Below are 18,070 nucleotides of genomic sequence, written 5' to 3'. Positions count from 1 at the left end.
GTCAAGAGACTCCGCTCACCCCAGCAGCAGCGGCACCAGCGTGCGTCGCGCGTAGTCCCGTGCCCCGGCCTGGGTCCGCACGTCGATCGCGTGCTGGGCCGGCAGCAGGACGAAGGAGGCGAACAGCCTGGCCATCGTCTCCCCCACCGCGTCGGGGTCGAGGTGGGTGGCACGACCCGCGTCCTGCAGCCGGCGTACGCCGGTCGCGGCGAACGTGCTGCCCAGCCGCAGCAGCGCGGCGTCGTCGGCGAGGCCCGCCGCGATGAGGTCCTGCGGCTCGTGCTGGGCGGTGCGTCGCACGACGGGGTGTGCCTCCGCCAGCCGCAGCGCCGCGGCGAAGCCCTCCACCAGCTGCTCGACCGGGTCCTCGAGCCCGTCGATGGCCTGCAGGATCCCGTGGGCCATCCGCTCCCCCTCGCGCAGCGTCATCGCGTGCAGGAGGGCGTCGCGGTCACCGAAGCGGCGGTAGACGGTCACCCGGTTGACCCCCGCCCGGCGGGCCACGCCGTCGATGGTGAGCTCCCCGATGCCGTGCGCGGCGCAGGTCGCGACCGCGGCATCGAGGATCTTCGTCGCCGTCGCGTCCTCGGGCAGGCCGGTGGCCCCGCCCGCGAACGCCTGACCGAGCACCGCTCCCAGATCCACGGGACCCAGCCTAGTGAGACGCCGCCGCCGGTGACGGCGGCGTCCTTACCGAGGGCGCGGCGCCCTTCAGAGGATGTAGAGCATCTCCTGGTAGGTCGGCAACGGCCACAGGTCGTCGGCCACCAGGCCCTCGAGCTCGTCGGCGGCCGCGCGGACCGCGGACATCGCCGGCAGCACCGTGTCGCGACAGTACGCCGCCTCGTCGATGCCCTCGTGCTCGTGGGCGCCCCCGATCGCCGACGACAGCGCGGCCAGCCCGACGCGCAGCGCGGTGATCGGTGCGGTGACGGCCTCGAGCGTCGAGGTGTCCGCCCCGACCCCGGCGGCCTTCAGTGCCGCGACGTTGGAGGCCAGCTCGGTCTGGTAGCGGATGGCCGCCGGCAGCACCGTCGTGGAGCCGATCTCGAGGGTGAGGTTGGCCTCGACCCCGATGGTCATGACGTACTGCTCGATGCCGATCTCGTAGCGGCTGTGCATCTCGCGCTCGCTGAACACGCCGTACTTCTCGAAGAGCTCCAGTGCCTCGGGGGTGATGAGCTCGGGCAGGGCGTCGACGGTGGTGCGGAGGTTCTTCAGGCCCCGCTGCGCCGCCTCGACCTGCCACTCGTCGGAGTAGCCGTTGCCGTTGAAGATGACGGCGCCGTGGTCGGAGATGATCGCGGTGAGCAGCTGCTGCACGGCCTCGTCGAAGTCGGTGCCGTCGGCCACCGCGGCCTCGAGCACGGTGGCGCAGTGGTCGAGTGCCTCGGCCATGATCGTGTTGAGGACGACCATCGGACCGGCGACGGTCTGCAGCGAGCCCGGCGCGCGGAACTCGAAGCGGTTGCCGGTGAAGGCGAACGGGCTGGTGCGGTTGCGGTCGCCCGGGTCCTTGCTGAGGTCGGGGAGCGTGTCGACGCCGATCATCAGCGTCCCCTTCTCCTTCGAGCGGGTGGCGCCACCCTTCGCGATCTGGTCGAAGACGTCGGCGAGCTGGTCGCCGAGGAAGATCGAGATGATCGCGGGCGGTGCCTCGTTGGCGCCGAGGCGGTGGTCGTTGGAGGCCGAGGCCACGGAGACGCGCAGCAGGCCGCCGTACAGGTGGACCGCCCGAATGACCGCGGCGCAGAAGACGAGGAACTGGGCGTTCTCGTGCGGGGTGTCCCCGGGCAGCAGCAGGTTGCCCTGCTCGCTGTTGCCGAGGGAGAAGTTCACGTGCTTGCCCGAGCCGTTGACGCCGGCGAAGGGCTTCTCGTGGAACAGGCACTCCATGCCGTGCTTCTTGGCGACCGCCCGGAAGGTCGTCATCGTCAGCTGCTGGTGGTCGGAGGCCTCGTTGGCGCGCTCGAACATCGGCGCCACCTCGAACTGCCCGGGAGCCACCTCGTTGTGCCGGGTCTTGGCCGGGATGCCGAGCTTGAACAGCTCGCGCTCGGTGTCCATCATGAAGCCCAGCACGCGCTCGGGGATCGCCCCGAAGTAGTGGTCGTCGAACTCCTGGCCCTTGGGCGGCCTGGCGCCCAGGAGCGTGCGGCCGGCGTTGAGCAGGTCGGGCCGGGCGTTGAAGAAGTGCCGGTCCACCAGGAAGTACTCCTGCTCGGGGCCGCAGAAGGCCACGACGTTCTCGGGGGCCTCGTGGCCGAACAGCGTGAGCACCCGCTTGGCCTGCAGCGACATGGCCTGCTGGCTGCGCAGCACCGGCGTCTTGTGGTCCAACGCCTCGCCGGTCATCGAGATGAAGACCGTGGGGATGCACAGGGTGTTGCCGTTGGGGTTCTCCAGGACGTACGCCGGGCTCATCACGTCCCACCCGGTGTAGCCGCGCGCCTCGAAGGTGTTGCGCAGGCCGCCGTTGGGGAACGAGCTGGCGTCGGGCTCGCCCTGCACCAGCGTCTTGCCGGAGAACGACGCCAGGGCGGTGCCGTCACCGACCGGGTCCAGGAAGCTGTCGTGCTTCTCGGCGGTCAGGCCGGTCAACGGGTAGAACACGTGCGCGTAGTGCGTCGCGCCCTTCTCCAGTGCCCAGTCCTTCATCGCCGAGGCGACCGCGTCGGCCACGGCCGGGTCCAGCGGCGCGGACTTCTCGATGGTCGTGAGCACCGACTTGTAGACCGACTTCGGCAGCCGCTTCTGCATCACGGTGAGGCTGAAGACGTTCTGCCCGAAGACCTCCCCCGGCTCCTCGCCCGGGTCGAAGGTGACCGGGGGTGGCACGAACGCCTCCACGGACGTGATGGCCTGCAGCCGGACCGGGTTGGACGTCATGGTGGTGCTCCCTCAGCCATGCGCGGACGCGCGATCACCCGAGACCGACGGGCGTCACGCTAGGCGGGTGCGGTGTCGGGCGCGTTTCGGCGTGGTGACGTTGGACCGCGCGTGGGTCAGGCCTCGGCCGCGTCGCGGATCGGGGTGATCCAGGACTGGTGGGTGGTGCTGTTCTTGGTGATGGCCAGCAGCTCGTCCATGTGCGGCTCGAGGCCGGTCACCTTGTCCAGCGGCACGCCGATGATGAGCTGGAAGCCCAGCCCCTTCCAGGCGCGCACGGCACGGCCGGCGAACTCCGAGTCGGCCTTGACGAAGCCCTCGTCGAGGAAGACCGGGGCGAAGCGCGGCCGCGAGCGCAGCTCGTCGCCGAGGCGGAAGCGCAGCGCGGAGCCGACGATGAAGGCCACCAGCTCCTGGCTCTCGCCGCCGCTCTTCTCCCCCAGGGTCCGGTAGGTCGCGGTGAGCTCACCGGTCAGCGAGTCGTAGCGCTCGGCGCTGATCTCGACGTGCCGACGCACGTCGAGGAGGCGGTCGCGGTCGGTCGAGGCCCCGAGGGCGTCGCCGGTCTGGGAGGGCACCCGCAGCTGGTCCATGAAGCGGCTGAGCTCGGTGAAGCGGCGCTCGAGGTCGTCCTCGCCCAGCTCCCCGGTGGTGCCGGCGGCCAGCCGACGCAGGTCCTTCATGAAGACCTGCACGTGCGCGGGAGCGAGCCGGCGCAGCCGGATCCGCAGCCGGTCGCCCACGCCGCCGAACTCCAGGCGCCGCAGGATCGCGTTGATCGGCTCGAGCCGGTCCTCGATCTCCTCGATCGAGGCCGCCATCGCACCGACCAGCGGCACGAGGTCCTGACCGCTCCACTCGGTGAGCCGACGCCGCCACTCCGCCCGCCGCTCGGCCAGGCCGGTGCCGCGCACCTCCTCGAGGATGCGGGCGTAGTCGGGGTAGGACGCGGCGGTGGCGCCGAGGTTCGGCGAGTCCCACTGCATCTTGTAGACCCGGAAGATCCCGGCGAGCTCCTCCTCGACCCGGGTCAGCTCGGTCTCGGCGTCGACCACGGCCTCACGCAGCCGCTCGGCGAGCCGTTGCGAGGTCTCGGTGAAGCGCTCCAGGTCGTCGGGGTCGCCGGGCGCGGCGGCCGCGGCGAAGTCGGCCGCGAGGGCGGCGTCCTGCTCCTCGGTGAGGGTGACCCTCCCGGCGCGCTCCATCGCCTCCAGCCGGTCGGTGACCAGGTCCTCGTCGTCGACGAGCCGGGCGTGCTCCTCGGTCAGCTCGCGGGCGCGCGCCTCCAGGCCGAAGCGCTCGCGGCGCACCTCCTCCAGGCGCCCGGTGAGCTCGTCGATCTGCCGCTGCAGGGCGTGCAGCTGGTCGTCGGCGCCGAGGATCTCCTCGCGCCGGGCCTCCAGCTCGGCGATGCGCCGGTCGCTGCCGTCGACGTCGAGGTCCTCGAAGCGCGCCGCCACGATGGCGTCGTACGACGCCCGCTGCTGCTCCAGCAGCGCACTGCGCCGGTCGAGCTCGGCGACCTCCGCGTCGACCGCCACGAGCTGCTCCTCGAGCCCGGCGAGCTCGGCGTCGATCTCGGCGACCGCCTCCTCGCCGGAGAACCCGATGATCGAGCGGGCATCGCCGCGCCCGTGCGTGCCGCGGCGCCCCTGACGGGTCTGGCCCGCGGCCGTCACGCGGAAGCCGCCGCCTGCGAGCCCGGCGGCGTCCTCGACGCACAGCGCGTTGCGCGAGGGCTCGGACACGTGCGCCTGCACCCAGCCGGAGAAGGGTGAGTCCTGGAAGAGCAGCTTGCCGGCGACCCGCTCGGGGTCGGCCGGACCGAGGTCGGGCAGGTGCAGCTCGACACCCTCGAAGACCAGCCGGCCGCGCAGCCGCAGGCCGTCGATGGCGGAGGAGAACTGCTCGAGACGGTCCAGCGGGACCAGCAGCATCCGGGCGCTGGCACCGAGCACGGTCTCGACGGCGGTGCGCCAGCGGGCCTCCTCCGGCGCCACGTCGACCAGCTCGGCCAGGAACGGCAGCTCGGCCACGGGGATCCCGCTGGCCCGCGAGACCTCCTCGCGCAGCTCGTGCATCCGCGCCGGGAGCCGGCCCCCACGGCTCTCCAGCGAGGCCCGCTCGCGCCGCAGCTCGGCCTGGCGCTGGCTCAGCGGGAAGCGCCGGTCGCGGGTGACGTCGCGCTCGCGGCGCACCCGCTCCTGCTCGCGCTCCCACCCGGAGAGCCACTCGCGCGCGTGCAGCTGCAGCACCGTGAACGCCTCGACCGACATCAGCGCGTCGCCCAGGTCGGGCGCGCCGGCGTCGGTGACCCCGACGACCGGCAGCAGCCGCTGCTGGAGGCGGTCGCGACGGGCGAGCCGGTCCTCGCGCACGACCTGCTCCTGCTCGATGGACTGCCCGATGCCCTGGATCGTCGACCCGCCCGCGGCCCGGTGGGCAGTCTTGGCCGCCTCCAGGTCCGCGGCCAGGTCGCGCTCGGCCGAGGTCGAGGCGGAGAGGGCAGCAGCGGCCCGCTCCCGTGCCGCACGGTTGGCGTCGACCGCGTCGCGGATCAGCCGGTGGTGGGTGCGCAGCAGCCACTGGCGCAGCGGGGTGTCGCCGCTGGCGGCCACGCCGTAGGAGTCGAGCTCGGCCAGCCGCGCCGTGGCGCGGACCTGCCGCTCGTGGAGGTCGGTGATGGGGCTGAGCACCTCGAGCTTGCGCTCCTCGGTGCGCATCGCCGCGTAGGCGGCGTCGAGGTCGTCGAAGTGCTCGATGGCGCGGTCGGCCGCGGCGTAGGTGGTGGGCCGCTCCAGCACCATGTCCTTGTAGAGCTCATCGACGCTGCGCACCTGGTTGCCGGCCTGGATGCGGGCCAGCAGCCGCAGTGCCTTGGCGCCGTCGCCGCCGGCCCCGATGCCGAGCCGGGCGTGCAGGACGGCCGAGAACTCGGCGTACGTGCGATGGACGCGGACCCCGGGGAAGAGCTTCTTCAAGGTGTTGGCGTGGAAGCGGTCGGCGACCGCTGCCTCCAGCACCTGCAGCGAGAGCGATCCCTCGTGGGTGACCAGCTGCATCTGCACGTCGGCCGAGCGGGTCGCCCGTCGCGGCACGTAGTAGGTGCGCAGGGCCGTGAACCGGCCGCCCTGGTCGTTGACGAAGGTCATCGCCACCGCGCCCCAGGTGTCGCCGCCCTTGCCGCGCAGCAGCTTCTCGACCGGTCGCCCGGTCCGCGGGTCGTCGACCACGTCCACGGCGCCGCGCAGGTAGGAGAGCAGGTTGCGCTGCCCCACCCCGCGGGCCCGGCCGGCGACGGCGTCGTTGGAGGCGCCGTTGAACTTGGTGTCCGAGGGCATCATCAGCGCGGTGTAGGCATCGAGGATGGTCGACTTCCCCACGCCCGACGCGCCGGAGATCATCGTGGCCTCGCCGCGCAGCGGGACGGTCGTCAGGCCGCCGAAGCCGCCCCAGTTGACCAGCTGCATCAGCGCCGCGCGCCACTGCATCGTGTCGTCGGCGGGCAGGGAGACGACCTGCTCGGTGAACAGGCCCTCGCGCTCGGTCTCCTCGACGCTCACTCGGCGTCCTCCTCGATCAGCATGGCGTCGGTGTCGTCGGCCGGGGCCTCCGGCTCCTCGGCGGGTACGTCGATGGCCTGGTCGGCCCCGTTGTCTTGTGCCCCGCCGCCGTTGGCCTCGCGCAGCTGCTCGAGCAGCTGCTGCAGCAGCTCGAGGGGCAGCAGCGGCTCGACCGCCTCGCTGATCTCGAACCGGTCCTCGGAGGCCGTGGCGATCAGCAGTCCCGCCTTCACCACGCTGGTGAAGGCGTTGCGCGCGCGCTTCTCGTCGCCGGCCTCGTCGGTCGCGTGCGCGGGCCGGAAGGTCGCCACGTGGTCGAGGACGTCGTCGCGGTCGATGTAGACCCGGGTGTCGCCGCCGGCGTGCCCGGCACGCAGCCGGTCGCGCAGGTGCACCAGCACCAGCGTCTCCTCGCGCGACCAGGCCGCGTCGTAGAGCAGGGTGGGCAGCCGGGCGCCGGCCTCGGAGACGGCCTGGCGCTTCCAGGCCACCTCGCGGGTCCGGTCGATGGCCAGCTCGAGGAACAGGTCGTTGAGGCGGGAGCGGATGACCCGCTCGTGCTCGACCAGCACGGTCCAGTCGCGGGGGTGCGTGCGCGCCGAGATGAACCGGGACTTCAGCAGCGTGACCAGCGCCAGGCGCTGGGCGTGCTCCAGGCCGCCCTCGTCGCCCTCCCACAGCGAGACCGAGGTGGCGTCGTCCGGGGCCAGGTCGGGCTCGGGCGACAGGTCGGGGTGCACGTCGGTGGTCACGGCTGGTCCTCCACGGGCGGCAGGTCGGGCGGCAGGTCGGGGTCGGGGACGGGGGTGCGCGGGACGTCGAAGGTCCGCAGGGAGCCGTCGGGGCGGACCGCGGCGTACGCCTCGCCCTGACCCTCGGGCTCGGCCTCCTGCTCGAGCCACCCCAGCTCGGCGGCGAGGTGCAGCAGCCCCAGGATCTCCACGGGACGGCGCAGCGACGGCTCGAGGCCGCCGAAGAACGAGCCCATCGAGCCCACCGGCACCAGCTGCGCGCGGGCCTCGTCCAGGCGCCCGCGCAGCACGGTGAGCTGCGGGCCGCCCTGGGCCTTGAGCTGCTCGAGGGTCAGGCGGGGGGCGTCGTCGGGGTCCGGCGCGGTGATCGGGTCGGGCAGCCGGTCGTCGGCGGGGTCGTGGAACCGCTCGCGCAGGTGCTCCACCGAGACCCGCGCGGGCAGCAGCGGGAGGTCGATGCTGGCCCGCGGCCCCGTCGTTGCCATCCAGGTCATCAGCTCGGACTCCACCTGGCGCAGGGTCTGCTCCAGCTCGCGGTCCCGGGCGACGTCGTGGGAGACGATGTACTCCTTCAAGGTGGCCGTCACGCGCGAGCGCTGCGAGAGCACCCGGTCCAGGCCGTCGCGCACCAGCCGCACGGTGCCCCGCAGCTCGGCCCGGTCGGCCTCGCCCAGCAGCCCCTCGGAGAGCGGGTGGTCGAGCAGGTCGCCGAGGTCCTCGCGCAGCTGGGTGACCGTCGCGTCGTCGCGCAGCAGCGCGAAGGCCCCCTCGAAGGCCCGGCCCTCGTGGGTGGCGGTCATCAGCGCGTCGGCGCGCGCGAGGTAGTCGTCGATGACCTCGCCGGCGGGCCGGTCCTCGGCGCGGAAGGCGGCCAGGATCTCCGAGCGGATGGTGGCGAAGCGCTCCTCCACGCGGGCGAAGTCGCTGGGCAGCGCGGAGACCAGCGACATCAGCTCGGTGTAGCCCTCGAGCATGAAGTCCTCGGTGGCACCGACGAGCTCGGCGCCGTCGACGAGCCGGTCGCGCTCGGCGGTCAGTCGCGCGATCTCGGCGTTGAGGATGCCGACCCGGCTGGAGCGGTCGGGGTTGGCCTCGGAGTTGAAGCGCCGGACCGTGGTGAGGATGGTCGCGATGCGGTGCTCGGAGAGCGTGGCCCGGTCACGGGTGAGGTTCTTGACCAGCTCCAGCGCCTGCTGGGCGTGCGAGGTCAGCGCGTAGACCTCCTCGCCGGACTCGTCCAGGGAGCGCACCAGCCACTGACCGCGCATCCACCGCTGGCACAGGTCGCGCCCGGAGCCGGTCGGGACGTCGGCGTCGGGGTCGCGCCGGAAGACCGCGAGGTGCTCCTCGACCTGGGTGTGCAGCCGCGCGGTGGCGATCGGCTTGTTGTCACGCCCGAAGGCGGCGCGGAAGATCGTGATGACCACCGGCGCCTGCCGCTGGTGCAGCAGGGTGAGGGTCGGGCGCGCGAAGGCCGCGCTGACGCGCGCGAGCTCGGACGCGATGTAGGAGCCGTCGCTCACTGTCCCTCCCCGTGCGGCTGTCCGGACGCCGACGGGCAAGCATCCCAGACACCACCCCCACGGGCGGTCCGCAGGGTGGGGTCAGGGCACGAGCACGTCGTCGATCGGTCGCCGCGGAGCGACCGGCAGCCGCGCGGTGGAGGTGTGCGGCCACCCCACGCGCAGCAGCACCTGCGGCTGCACCGTCAGTCCGAGCACCCCCGAGCGCAGCCGCTCGCGGACCTCCGGTTCCTCCACCGGCAGGGACACCGGCACTCCCCCGAGCCCCTCGGCCACCGCCTCCAACCACGTGGCGCTCAGGGCCTCGCCGGCGGCCAGCCAGCCGACCCGGGTGTCGTCGTCGTGACAGATCGCCAGCACCCCGGCACGCTCGGCGACGGCCTCCGCGTCCTCGCCGGGCGTGCCGTCCAGCGCGCCCACCCCGTCGCGACCACGGCCGAGCGGGTCGACGACGCGGTCCGGCACCAGCGAGGCCGGCACCCCGTCGTACGTCGCCCCGGGCTCGACCGCCCACCAGCGGCCGCGCTCGCGCTCGACCGACGGCCGCGAGGCCTGCACCAGGCCCGCGGTGGCGACGAGGTGCTCGACCGCCACCCGTTGGCGCACGTCCAGCACCACCGCGGGCGCGCCCGCGAGCGACGAGACCTCCGCGAGCCGCCCGAGGGTGGCCGCCGGCACCTCCCAGGAGCTGAAGGGGCGCCGGTCGGTGCGACGGGCCACCAGGGACGCCAGCGCGATCCGGTCCTGGTGCCCGGCCTGGGCCGGCCCCTCGAGGTGCAGCCGTGCCACCAGGTCCGGCGGCCCGTCGTCGGGGAACCGCTCGACCCGCACCGCGCGGTCCACCGAGCGGACCGCGACCACGGCGTGGTGCAGCGCGCACCCCAGGCTCACCGTCATCAGCCGCCCGCGCGGGTCGATGCCGCCCAGCTGACGGTCGTGGTCGGCGTACAGCTCGAGCGTGTGCTCGGAGAGCACCCGCCAGCGCCAGGGCTGGGTGTTGTGCAGGCTCGGTGCCCGCATGGCCATCGCCACGATGCTGCGCGCCACCCCTCGCCGGGGTGCTGCACCGGTGACCTCCGTCGACGCCAAGGTGACCATGTCCGCCTCTCCGGGCCCGGCTGGCTCCGGCCCGTCCCCAGCCTCGCGGCGCAAGGGCCCGGCTGCCTGAGCCGGACGGCACGGGGTCCCGGGACCAAGGTCCCGGGCACGCGGTGCAGACGGGGTCAGCCCATGAGGTCCTCGGAGAAGGCGACCTCGTCGACCTCCCGCGGCGTCCGACCCGGGCACGACGCCGGGTACGACGCAGGCCCGGCCATCCGGAGCGTCGCCCGCACGGCGGTGCCGCCGCCGAGGCAGACCTGCTCGGCCACCTGCCGGGCCGTGGCCAGCTGGTCCCCGGCGGGGACGACCCGCGACACCAGCCCGGCCGCGAGCGCCTCGTGCGCGTCCAGCCGCCGGCCGGTCAGCACCAGGTCGTCGGCCAGCCGGTGACCGACCACCTCGCGCAGCCGGCGCAGTCCCCCGTGCTCGGCGACCAGGCCGCTCCTGGTCGCGGTCATCTCGAAGGTCGCGGTCTCGTCGGCGACCACCACGTGGCTGGCCATCAGCAGCTCGACCCCGGCGTCGCGGACCGACCCCGAGACCGCGGCGACCACCGGCCGGTCGACGGCACGGCCGGTCAGCCCGGCGACGCCGTGCGGCGGGGTCACCAGGGTGCCGCCCCAGCCGATCTCGGCCGGGTCCAGTCCCTGGCAGAAGTCGGGCCCGTCGGCGTGCAGCAGCAGCACCCGCAGCGCCGGGTCGGCCAACCACGCGGAGACGACCTCGTCGCACTCGGTGTGCGCCCGCCGGTCCAGCAGCGGGCGCAGCAGCGCGAGCTCGACGACCGGCCCGTCGACGGCGACCCGGACCCGGGTGTGCTCGCCGTCGAGGCGCGGCGGGTGCACCGGGTGCAGCCGGTCGAGCGTGGCGCGAGTCAGCGCCGCCCGGTTGAGGTGGTCGACGTGGCGCACGTGGACGCGGCGCCCGATCGGCTCGACGTCCTCGTCGGCGAGCAGGTCGAGCAGCGCGTCGTCGTCGGCGGCGGTGGCGAGGAAGCGGCGCCCGGCCAGGTCACGGCAGACCAGTGCCGCGGTCCGGCTGCCGTCGCGCTGCGGCTCCACGCTGAAGGACTCGACCACCGCGGGGCCGTCGGCCACCTCGGTCCACGGCACCCCGGGCACGGCGTCCAGGCCGGCCTGGAGCGCGGCGGAGTCGTCGGGCACCCACGGTCGCGGCCGGGCGGAGTAGACGCCCACGGCGTACTTGGACAGCTGTCCCCCGTTGGCGCCGACCAGCCCGATGGCGCCGGGCTCGTGTCGCACCCGGCGCACGACCTCGGCGACCGCGTGCAGGGAGTAGTTGCTCCCCGCACCGCCGAAGAACGGCAGCCCGCCGGTGAGGGTGAGCCGTCGGGGGTCGTCGGTGTCGAGGTCGAAGGCGTCGGTGACGGTGGTGATCGCGATCGGGAAGCAGCTGTAGAGGTCCATCGGGCCGAGGTCCTCGATGGAGGCGCCGGCCACGTCGAGCGCGTGCTCGACGGCCGCCACGGTGGCCGGGCTGCGCGAGAGGTCGGGCCGCGCCAGCATGGTCTGCTCGCTGAGGGAGGCGTGGCCGTGCAGAAACACCCAGCGCTCCTCGGGCACGCCCAGCGCCCGGGCGGTGGCCAGGGAGGCGATGACGCAGGCCGCGCCCTGGTTGACCTGGTCCCGGGCGACCATCAGCCGGCGGTAGGGGTCGGCGACGACCCGGTTGTCGGCGGTGACGGCCTCGACCTCGGCCGCCGTGCGGACGGTCGGGGCCGCCGCGTGCTCGCGCTCGGCCGCGACCTCGCTCAACGGGGCGAGCAGGGCGGCCATCTGCTTGGCGTAGGTGCGACGGTCCAGGCCGAGCCGGTGCCGGCGGGCGTGCTCGAGCAGGGCGTACTGCACCGGCGCGTTGGTCATCCCGTGCAGCACCTGGTGGCGGGTGTTGACCAGGTGCGTGCCGCGCCCGCGGTCCACCTCCGGCCCCGTGACGTCCTCGGCGAAGTCGGGTCGCTCGAGCGCGGCACCCGCACCCCGGGTGAAGTGCCTGGTGGTCGAGGTGACGTCGGCGCCGAAGACCACCGCGAGGGCGTGCCGCCCGTCCGCGACCTCCTGGCACAGCTCGTTGACCAGGCTCTGCGGGGTCTGGCCGCCCAGCGCGTCGTGCACGACGTACGACGGCGAGGCCCCGACCCGTCGCAGGACCGCCCAGGGGTAGCTGGTCGGCGTCCCGAGCGGCGACCCGAACCCCATCGCCTCGAAGGAGCGCGTCATCGCCGCCGCGTCGACCGCGGCGAGGACCGTCTCCGGAGCGACGCCGGTGTCCGCGACCGCGGCCAGCAGCGCGTCGGCGGCCAGCTGGGCCTCCGATCGGGCGCGGTAGTCGGGTGAGTCGAGGGTCTCCGACACCTCGCCGACCCCGATCAGCACCGGGGTGTGCGGGGGCAGGTCGGCGTGAGCGGGGGTGGGATCGGCGGACGCGTTCACAGGAAAACTAGAACACGTTCTCGCTCGCTCCCGCTAGCGCCCCTCGTGCACGAACCGTCCGTCCGCGGTCACCGGGTGGTCCTCGTTGATCGCCACGACGGCGTCGGTCGGGGTGTCCGCGGTGGCGGGACGCGGGTCGAGGTGGATCCCTGCGATCATGCAGCGCACCGAGCCACCGGCGAGCTCGATGGTGGGGATGTCGACGGCCAGGATCTCGCAGGAGCGCTCGATCACCTCGACCTGCGAGGGGTCCAGGCTGGCGCGGGCCCGCGCCGACATCGCCATCACCCGCCGCGCGCTGCCGTCGGCGTGCCGGCCGGCGAGCTCCACGGCGTTCCCGGCGAACTCGCGGACCTGGTGCTCGGTGATCTCCACCAGGGTGCGGCCGTTGACCGTGAGCCGCTCGCGCACCTGCTCGCGGCGGCGCTCGTCGGGGATCATCTCCAGGGCCATCAGGGCGACGTCCGTGCCGACACAGCCCATCACGTTCGTGTGGTAGACCGGCACGCCGCCGGAGTCGACCGCGTCGAAGACCATCGGCTCGTAGGTGAAGTCGGTGCAGAAGCGCTCCAGCACGTGGGAGTCGGCGCGGTGGCTGCGCGCGACGTAGGCCACCCGGGAGAGGTGGTCGAGCACCATCGCGCCGGTCCCCTCCAAGAAGATGCCGTCGGGCTCGAGGCCGGAGTAGTCGATGATCGTCTGCACGCGGTACTGCGACTTCAGCATCTCCAGCACGTCACCGCGCCGCTCGTGGCGCCGGTTGGAGGCGTACATCGGGAAGACCCCGACCACGCCGCCGGCGTGCGTGGAGACCCAGTTGTTCGGGAAGACGCTGTCCGGGCGCGTGTGGTCGTGGTCCTCGAAGACGTGGACCCGCACGCCGACGTCGCGCAGCGCCTCGGCCACCGCGTCCATCTCCGCCAGCGCCCGGGTCGACAGCTCGGCGGCGCTCTCCCCCACCGGCACGTCGGCCTGGAAGGCGTTGTCGGCGGCCGTCGCGGGGTTGGGGAGGAATCGCGTCGCGCGGACGAGGATCACGGCCGAGGGCGCTTGAGCGGTCACGGCCGGAGACTAGGTCATCGACAGGTGCGTGCGCACGGCGGCGAGTGCTGCCAGAGTGCGGGCATGAGCACCTCGCCCGCCGCCGGGCCCGACGACACCCGACCGGACGACTCGTGGCTGACCACCGACCCGGCCTGGGCGGGGGTGCGCCAGGAGGTCATCGACGTCGACGGGCGCCCGGTACGGGTGCTGCGGGCCGACGCCACCGGGGACGGGGCGGCGCCCCAGCTGCTGGTGCACGGGCTGGGCGGGAGCGCGGCCAACTGGATCGACGTGATCGCGCCGCTCGCGGCCCGCGGTCCCGTCGTCGCCGTGGACCTCCCCGGCTTCGGGCACACCCGGATCGTCGACTCCGACCGGCTCACGGTCCCCGGTCACGTCTCCTTCGTACGCCACGTGGTCGACGCCCTGGGCTGGGAGCGCGCGACGGTGCACGGCAACTCGATGGGCGGCCTGGTCGCCACCCACCTCGCCGCCCGGCACCCCGACGTCGTCGAGCGGCTCGTGCTCGTCTCCCCCGCACTGCCCCCGTCGTGCGCACTGCGACTGCTGCCGCCCTCGGTCCCCGCGGTCCAGGGGATGCTCACGATGGGCGTGCCGAGCATCGGCGGCACGGTGCTGGCCGCCGCGACCGGGCGCGACGTGCGACCCGCCCGGGCGCTGCTGGGGCTGATCTTCACCGACCCCGACGCCGTGCGCCCGACGCTCCTGCAGGCGATGGCCGCCGACGCGCTGTCCGGGGACCCGGACCAGCTGGCCGACCGTCGCCTCGCCCTGCGGGCCAGCACCGCCTCGATCGCGCGGCTGTGGCTCGAGCCCGGCCCGACCTGGCGCGCGATCCGCGCGGTCACCGCTCCCACGCTCGTCCTGGGCGGCACCGCCGACGCGCTGGTCCCGGCCCGGGTGCTGCGCCACGTGCTGGCCGCCCGACCGGACTGGCGCGGCGAGCTGATCACCGACCGACGGCACGCACTGATGCTCTCGGAGCCGCACGAGTTCCTCGCGCACGTCGAGGACTGGCTGACCACCCACCGGCGAGCCGCCTGACCCGGCCCGGAGGCGGTCTGGTCCACCACGACCGTGGCCGCGAGATCGCTCAGGTGGACGCCCGCGGCGCCGATGGGTGCAGCAGTGAGGGTCGCCGGACCGAACTTCCCACCGGGTCCGTCGCTCGCGAGTCAGCCACCCCGGCGCGCGCCGCAGGAAGTGCGGAAGGCGCCGGGGTGCTCTCGTTCCCGGACCGTCCGGCCGCCGACGTCCTGGCTCAGTCCCGCGTGAGCGAGCGCGTGATCACCGCGTTCGCGGCGCGCTGGAAGCCGGTGACGACCGCCTCGAGCGTGAGTCGCCGCAGCCGGGCCATGGTCTGCTCCAGCCGCTCGGCGTCCTCCGGCGCGTGCTCGCCGCGACGGTAGGGCTCGATGACCTGGGCGTGCAGGATCGCGGTCAGCTCGGTGACGAGGGTCTCCATGTTGCGCCGGATCGCGTCACTGGCCGCCTGCATCGACTCGCGCGGGATGTCGACGTCCAGCAGCTCGACGCCCATCTCGAAGTTCGGCATGGGGACGAAGTGGTCACCGTCGCGGTCCAGGGCCGCCATCGACTCCAGCAGCGCCAGGTCGTCGGGCGTGAGCGTGCGCCCGGCCCGCTGCTCCAGGGCGTCCAGGGTGAGCCGCTCGGTGGGCCGGGGACTCCAGGACGTCAGCATCGCGCGCTGCAGGGCGAGGTCCTCGACGTTCGCGTTCGCGGGCAGGTCCTGGATGAAGCCCTCGATCGCCTGCAGCGTGAAACCGTGGTCCTGCAGGGCGCGCACGAGCTCGAGGTGGGCGAGGTGCACCTGGTCGTAGTAGGCCATCCGTCCCCGGCGCACCGGCGGTGGGACCAGCCCCAGGCTCGCGTAGTAGCGGGTGGTGCGCACGGTGAGCCCGCAGGCGGTGGCGAGCTCGTCGACCGTCATCAGGCCCTCGGCCTCGTCGGTCAGGGGGGCGGTCATGACCGGCACGGTATCGCTGTCGCCACCCCTCTTGCACCGTGACAGTTCTGCTGTCACAGTTGCGCTGTAGGAGTCACCCCACCGCGGCGTGACCACGCCCGACCCACGAGGAGCCCCCGAGATGGCCCAGCCCACCTCCATCTACGAGCAGGAGCACGAGGACTTCCGCGCGATGGCGCGGACCTTCATGGAGAAGGAGGTCGCCCCCCACATGGAGCAGTGGGAGAAGGACGGCCAGGTCAGCCGTGAGCTGTGGCTCAAGGCCGGTGAGCAGGGGCTGCTGTGCTTCGACGTCCCGGAGGAGTTCGGCGGCATGGGGGTCCAGGACTTCCGCTACAACGCCATCGTCTCCGAGGAGCTCTCCCGCGTCGGCGCGAGCGGGCCCGGCTTCCCGGTGCACACCGACATCATCGTCCCCTACATCACCTCGCTCGGCACCGAGGAGCAGAAGCAGCGCTGGCTGCCCGGCTTGGTCTCCGGCGAGCTGATCTCGGCCATCGCGATGACCGAGCCGGGCGCCGGCTCGGACCTGCAGGGGGTCAAGACCAGCGCCGTGGACAAGGGCGACCACTACGTCCTCAACGGGTCGAAGACCTTCATCTCCAACGGCATCATGAGCGACGTCGTGATCGTGGTGTGCCGCACCGACCCCGACGCCGGCCACATGGGCATCAGCCTGCTGGTCGTCGAGCGCGGGATGGCCGGCTTCGAGCGCGGCCGCAACCTCGACAAGATGGGCCTGAAGGCCCAGGACACCGCCGAGCTGTCCTTCGACAACGTCGAGGTCCCCAAGGCCAACCTGCTGGGCAAGGAGGGTGAGGGCTTCATCTACCTCATGCAGAACCTCCCCCAGGAGCGCATCTCCATCGGCGTCCAGGCGGTCGCGGCGATCGAGCACGTGCTCGACCTGTGCCTGGGCTACGCCAAGGAGCGCGAGGCGTTCGGCAAGCCGATCGGCAAGTTCCAGCACAACCGCTTCGTGCTGGCCGAGATGGCCACCGAGGCCTACGTGGCGCGCACCTTCATCAACGACTGCGTCCTCAAGCTCAACGCCGGCCAGGCCGACCCCTCGCTGGCCTCGATGGCCAAGTGGTGGACCACCGAGCTGCAGGCCAAGGTCGTCGACGCCGGGGTCCAGCTGCACGGCGGCTACGGCTACATGACCGAGTACCCCATCTCGCGCGCCTACACCGACTCGCGCATCTCCCGCATCTACGGCGGCACCACCGAGATCCAGAAGGAGATCATCGGGCGCAGCCTCGGGTTCTGACCCGCCGAGCCGGCGCATCCTGCGCAAGGATGCGCCGGCTCGACGTGGGGGTCAGCCGAGCACCCGGTCGTGGTGCAGCGAGGTGTTGCGGGTCTCCTTGGCGGCGAGCACCGCGGCGACCGTGATCGCCGAGGCGACCACGAGGTAGATCCCCACGGCCGTGGTGTTGTCGCCGTCGCCGGAAGCCAAGAGCTTCACCGCGATGATCGGGGCCAGCGCGCCGGCGAAGATGGAGGCCAGCTGGTAGCCGACCGACGCACCCGTGTAGCGCACCGAGGTGCCGAAGAGCTCGGAGAAGAACGCCGCCTGGGGGCTGTACATCAGCGAGTGGAAGAACAGGCCGACGACCACGGCGAGCAGCACCTTGCCCGGCTCCCCGGAGGAGGCGAGCCCGAAGAACGGGAAGATCCAGACCGCCACGCCGATGGCGCCCACCAGGTAGAGCGGGCGGCGGCCCACGCGGTCGGAGAGCGCACCGATGGCGGGGATCAGGAAGAACTGGATCGCCGCACCGATGAGCAGCATCTGCAGGATGAGGTCGGTCCCGATGTCGGCGAAGTCCTTGGCGTAGGTGAGCACCACGACGGTGAACAGGTAGTAGGAGATGTTCTCGGCCATCCGCATCCCCATCGCCACGAGGACCTCGCGAGGGTAGCGACGCAGCACCTCCAGGATCGGCAGGTGCGCGTCGTCGGTCCGCTCGGCCATCTCGGCCTTCGCCTCCTGGTAGACCGAGGACTCCTCGAGCTGCAACCGGACCCACAGACCGATGAGGACGAGCACGGCCGAGAGCAGGAACGGGATGCGCCAGCCCCACGCCTCGAAGGTCTCGTCGGACTGCACCGCGGCGAGGACGAACAGCACGGCGGTGGCCAGCAGGTTGCCCAGCGGCACGCCGGCCTGCGGCCACGACGACCAGAACCCGCGGCGCGCGGGGTCGCCGTGCTCGGCGGCCATCAGCACCGCACCGCCCCACTCACCGCCCACGGCGAAGCCCTGGAGCAGCCGGCAGACCAGCAGCAGGATCGGCGCGGCGAGTCCGATCGAGGCGTAGGTCGGGAGCAGGCCGATGGCGAAGGTCGCCAGCCCCATCATCAGCAGCGCGACGACCAGCATCTTCTTGCGGCCCACGCGATCGCCGAAGTGACCGAAGACGACCCCGCCCAGGGGGCGCGCGACGAAGCCGAGGGCGTAGGTGCCGAAGGCCAGCAGGGTGCCGGTCACCGGGTCGGACTCGGGGAAGAACAGCGTGCCGAAGACCAGCGCCGCCGCCGAGCCGTAGAGGAAGAAGTCGTACCACTCGACGGCGGTGCCGACGAGCGAGGCGAAGACCACCTTGGTGATGGGGGTGCGGGTGCTGCCGTCCGGGTCGGGGGCCGGGGCGCCCGGCGCGGCCGGGTGGGTGGAGACGGACATGGGTGCTGCCTTTCCGAGAGGGGGGGACGAGGAGGAAGGAGTAGGGACGTCGAG

General features: G+C 73.0%; 12 protein-coding genes. 2 read left to right on the top strand and 10 right to left on the bottom strand.

Features of this window, described 5'->3' with window-relative positions:
- Nucleotides 1–15: 15 nt before the first annotated feature.
- The 8 genes from BKA05_RS06835 to ctlX form a co-directional block, all read right to left on the bottom strand.
- Nucleotides 16–645 (bottom strand): TetR family transcriptional regulator, encoded by a 630-nt coding sequence (locus BKA05_RS06835; protein WP_179530762.1) that lies wholly within the window; start codon nucleotides 643–645, stop codon nucleotides 16–18.
- Between the two features lie 66 nt (nucleotides 646–711).
- The gene (locus tag BKA05_RS06830) at nucleotides 712–2,889 is read right to left on the bottom strand and encodes a glutamine synthetase III family protein (protein ID WP_179530761.1); all 2,178 of its coding nucleotides are present in this window, start codon (nucleotides 2,887–2,889) and stop codon (nucleotides 712–714) included.
- A 116-nt stretch (nucleotides 2,890–3,005) separates the two neighbouring features.
- Complete coding sequence (locus BKA05_RS06825; protein ID WP_343045549.1) at nucleotides 3,006–6,452, bottom strand: ATP-binding protein; 3,447 nt, start codon at nucleotides 6,450–6,452, stop codon at nucleotides 3,006–3,008.
- Nucleotides 6,449–7,204: a DUF4194 domain-containing protein gene (locus tag BKA05_RS06820; RefSeq protein ID WP_179530760.1), complete on the bottom strand. Its 756-nt coding sequence runs from the start codon at nucleotides 7,202–7,204 to the stop codon at nucleotides 6,449–6,451. The genes BKA05_RS06825 and BKA05_RS06820 overlap by 4 nt, the downstream gene beginning before the upstream one ends.
- Nucleotides 7,201–8,727 carry a DUF3375 family protein gene (locus BKA05_RS06815; protein ID WP_179530759.1) on the bottom strand — a complete coding sequence of 509 codons (1,527 nt, stop codon included), beginning with the start codon at nucleotides 8,725–8,727 and terminating at the stop codon, nucleotides 7,201–7,203. Before BKA05_RS06815 ends, BKA05_RS06820 begins: the two co-directional genes overlap by 4 nt.
- 81 nt (nucleotides 8,728–8,808) lie before the next feature.
- A complete protein-coding gene (locus BKA05_RS06810; RefSeq protein WP_179530758.1) occupies nucleotides 8,809–9,753 on the bottom strand; it encodes an Acg family FMN-binding oxidoreductase in 945 nt (314 codons plus the stop codon).
- Nucleotides 9,754–9,950: 197 nt separating this feature from the next.
- Nucleotides 9,951–12,278, bottom strand: a complete 2,328-nt coding sequence (locus BKA05_RS20225; RefSeq protein ID WP_179530757.1) for an enoyl-CoA hydratase-related protein — start codon at nucleotides 12,276–12,278, stop codon at nucleotides 9,951–9,953.
- Between the two features lie 33 nt (nucleotides 12,279–12,311).
- Nucleotides 12,312–13,340 carry a citrulline utilization hydrolase CtlX gene (ctlX, locus tag BKA05_RS06800; protein WP_179530756.1) on the bottom strand — a complete coding sequence of 343 codons (1,029 nt, stop codon included), beginning with the start codon at nucleotides 13,338–13,340 and terminating at the stop codon, nucleotides 12,312–12,314.
- A gap of 63 nt (nucleotides 13,341–13,403) precedes the next feature.
- On the opposite strand from ctlX, the gene BKA05_RS06795 reads away from it, so the two are divergent.
- Complete coding sequence (locus BKA05_RS06795; protein ID WP_179530755.1) at nucleotides 13,404–14,387, top strand: alpha/beta fold hydrolase; 984 nt, start codon at nucleotides 13,404–13,406, stop codon at nucleotides 14,385–14,387.
- 217 nt (nucleotides 14,388–14,604) lie between these two features.
- Here the strand turns inward: BKA05_RS06795 and BKA05_RS06790 are convergent, their stop codons facing one another.
- Nucleotides 14,605–15,330: a MerR family transcriptional regulator gene (locus BKA05_RS06790; protein WP_179530754.1), complete on the bottom strand. Its 726-nt coding sequence runs from the start codon at nucleotides 15,328–15,330 to the stop codon at nucleotides 14,605–14,607.
- Between the two features lie 121 nt (nucleotides 15,331–15,451).
- Between BKA05_RS06790 and BKA05_RS06785 the strand changes: the two genes are divergently transcribed.
- Nucleotides 15,452–16,600: an acyl-CoA dehydrogenase family protein gene (locus BKA05_RS06785; RefSeq protein WP_179530753.1), complete on the top strand. Its 1,149-nt coding sequence runs from the start codon at nucleotides 15,452–15,454 to the stop codon at nucleotides 16,598–16,600.
- A 51-nt stretch (nucleotides 16,601–16,651) separates the two neighbouring features.
- Here BKA05_RS06785 and BKA05_RS06780 read toward each other — a convergent pair whose 3' ends face one another.
- Nucleotides 16,652–18,016 carry an MFS transporter gene (locus tag BKA05_RS06780; RefSeq protein ID WP_179530752.1) on the bottom strand — a complete coding sequence of 455 codons (1,365 nt, stop codon included), beginning with the start codon at nucleotides 18,014–18,016 and terminating at the stop codon, nucleotides 16,652–16,654.
- Nucleotides 18,017–18,070 lie beyond the last annotated feature (54 nt).

The organism is Nocardioides marinus, from assembly GCF_013408145.1.
GTDB classification, from domain to species: Bacteria; Actinomycetota; Actinomycetes; order Propionibacteriales; family Nocardioidaceae; genus Nocardioides; species Nocardioides marinus.
This window is presented reverse-complemented; position numbering and strand designations above follow the sequence as displayed.

Excerpts from the sequence above, each read along its gene's own strand:
- BKA05_RS06785 (WP_179530753.1), top strand. The coding sequence starts at position 15,452 with ATGGCCCAGCCCACCTCCATCTACGAGCAGGAGCACGAGGACTTCCGC.
- BKA05_RS06795 (WP_179530755.1), top strand. The coding sequence starts at position 13,404 with ATGAGCACCTCGCCCGCCGCCGGGCCCGACGACACCCGACCGGACGAC.
- BKA05_RS06780 (WP_179530752.1), bottom strand. The coding sequence starts at position 18,016 with ATGTCCGTCTCCACCCACCCGGCCGCGCCGGGCGCCCCGGCCCCCGAC.
- BKA05_RS06810 (WP_179530758.1), bottom strand. The coding sequence starts at position 9,753 with ATGGCCATGCGGGCACCGAGCCTGCACAACACCCAGCCCTGGCGCTGG.
- BKA05_RS06790 (WP_179530754.1), bottom strand. The coding sequence starts at position 15,330 with ATGACCGCCCCCCTGACCGACGAGGCCGAGGGCCTGATGACGGTCGAC.
- BKA05_RS06830 (WP_179530761.1), bottom strand. The coding sequence starts at position 2,889 with ATGACGTCCAACCCGGTCCGGCTGCAGGCCATCACGTCCGTGGAGGCG.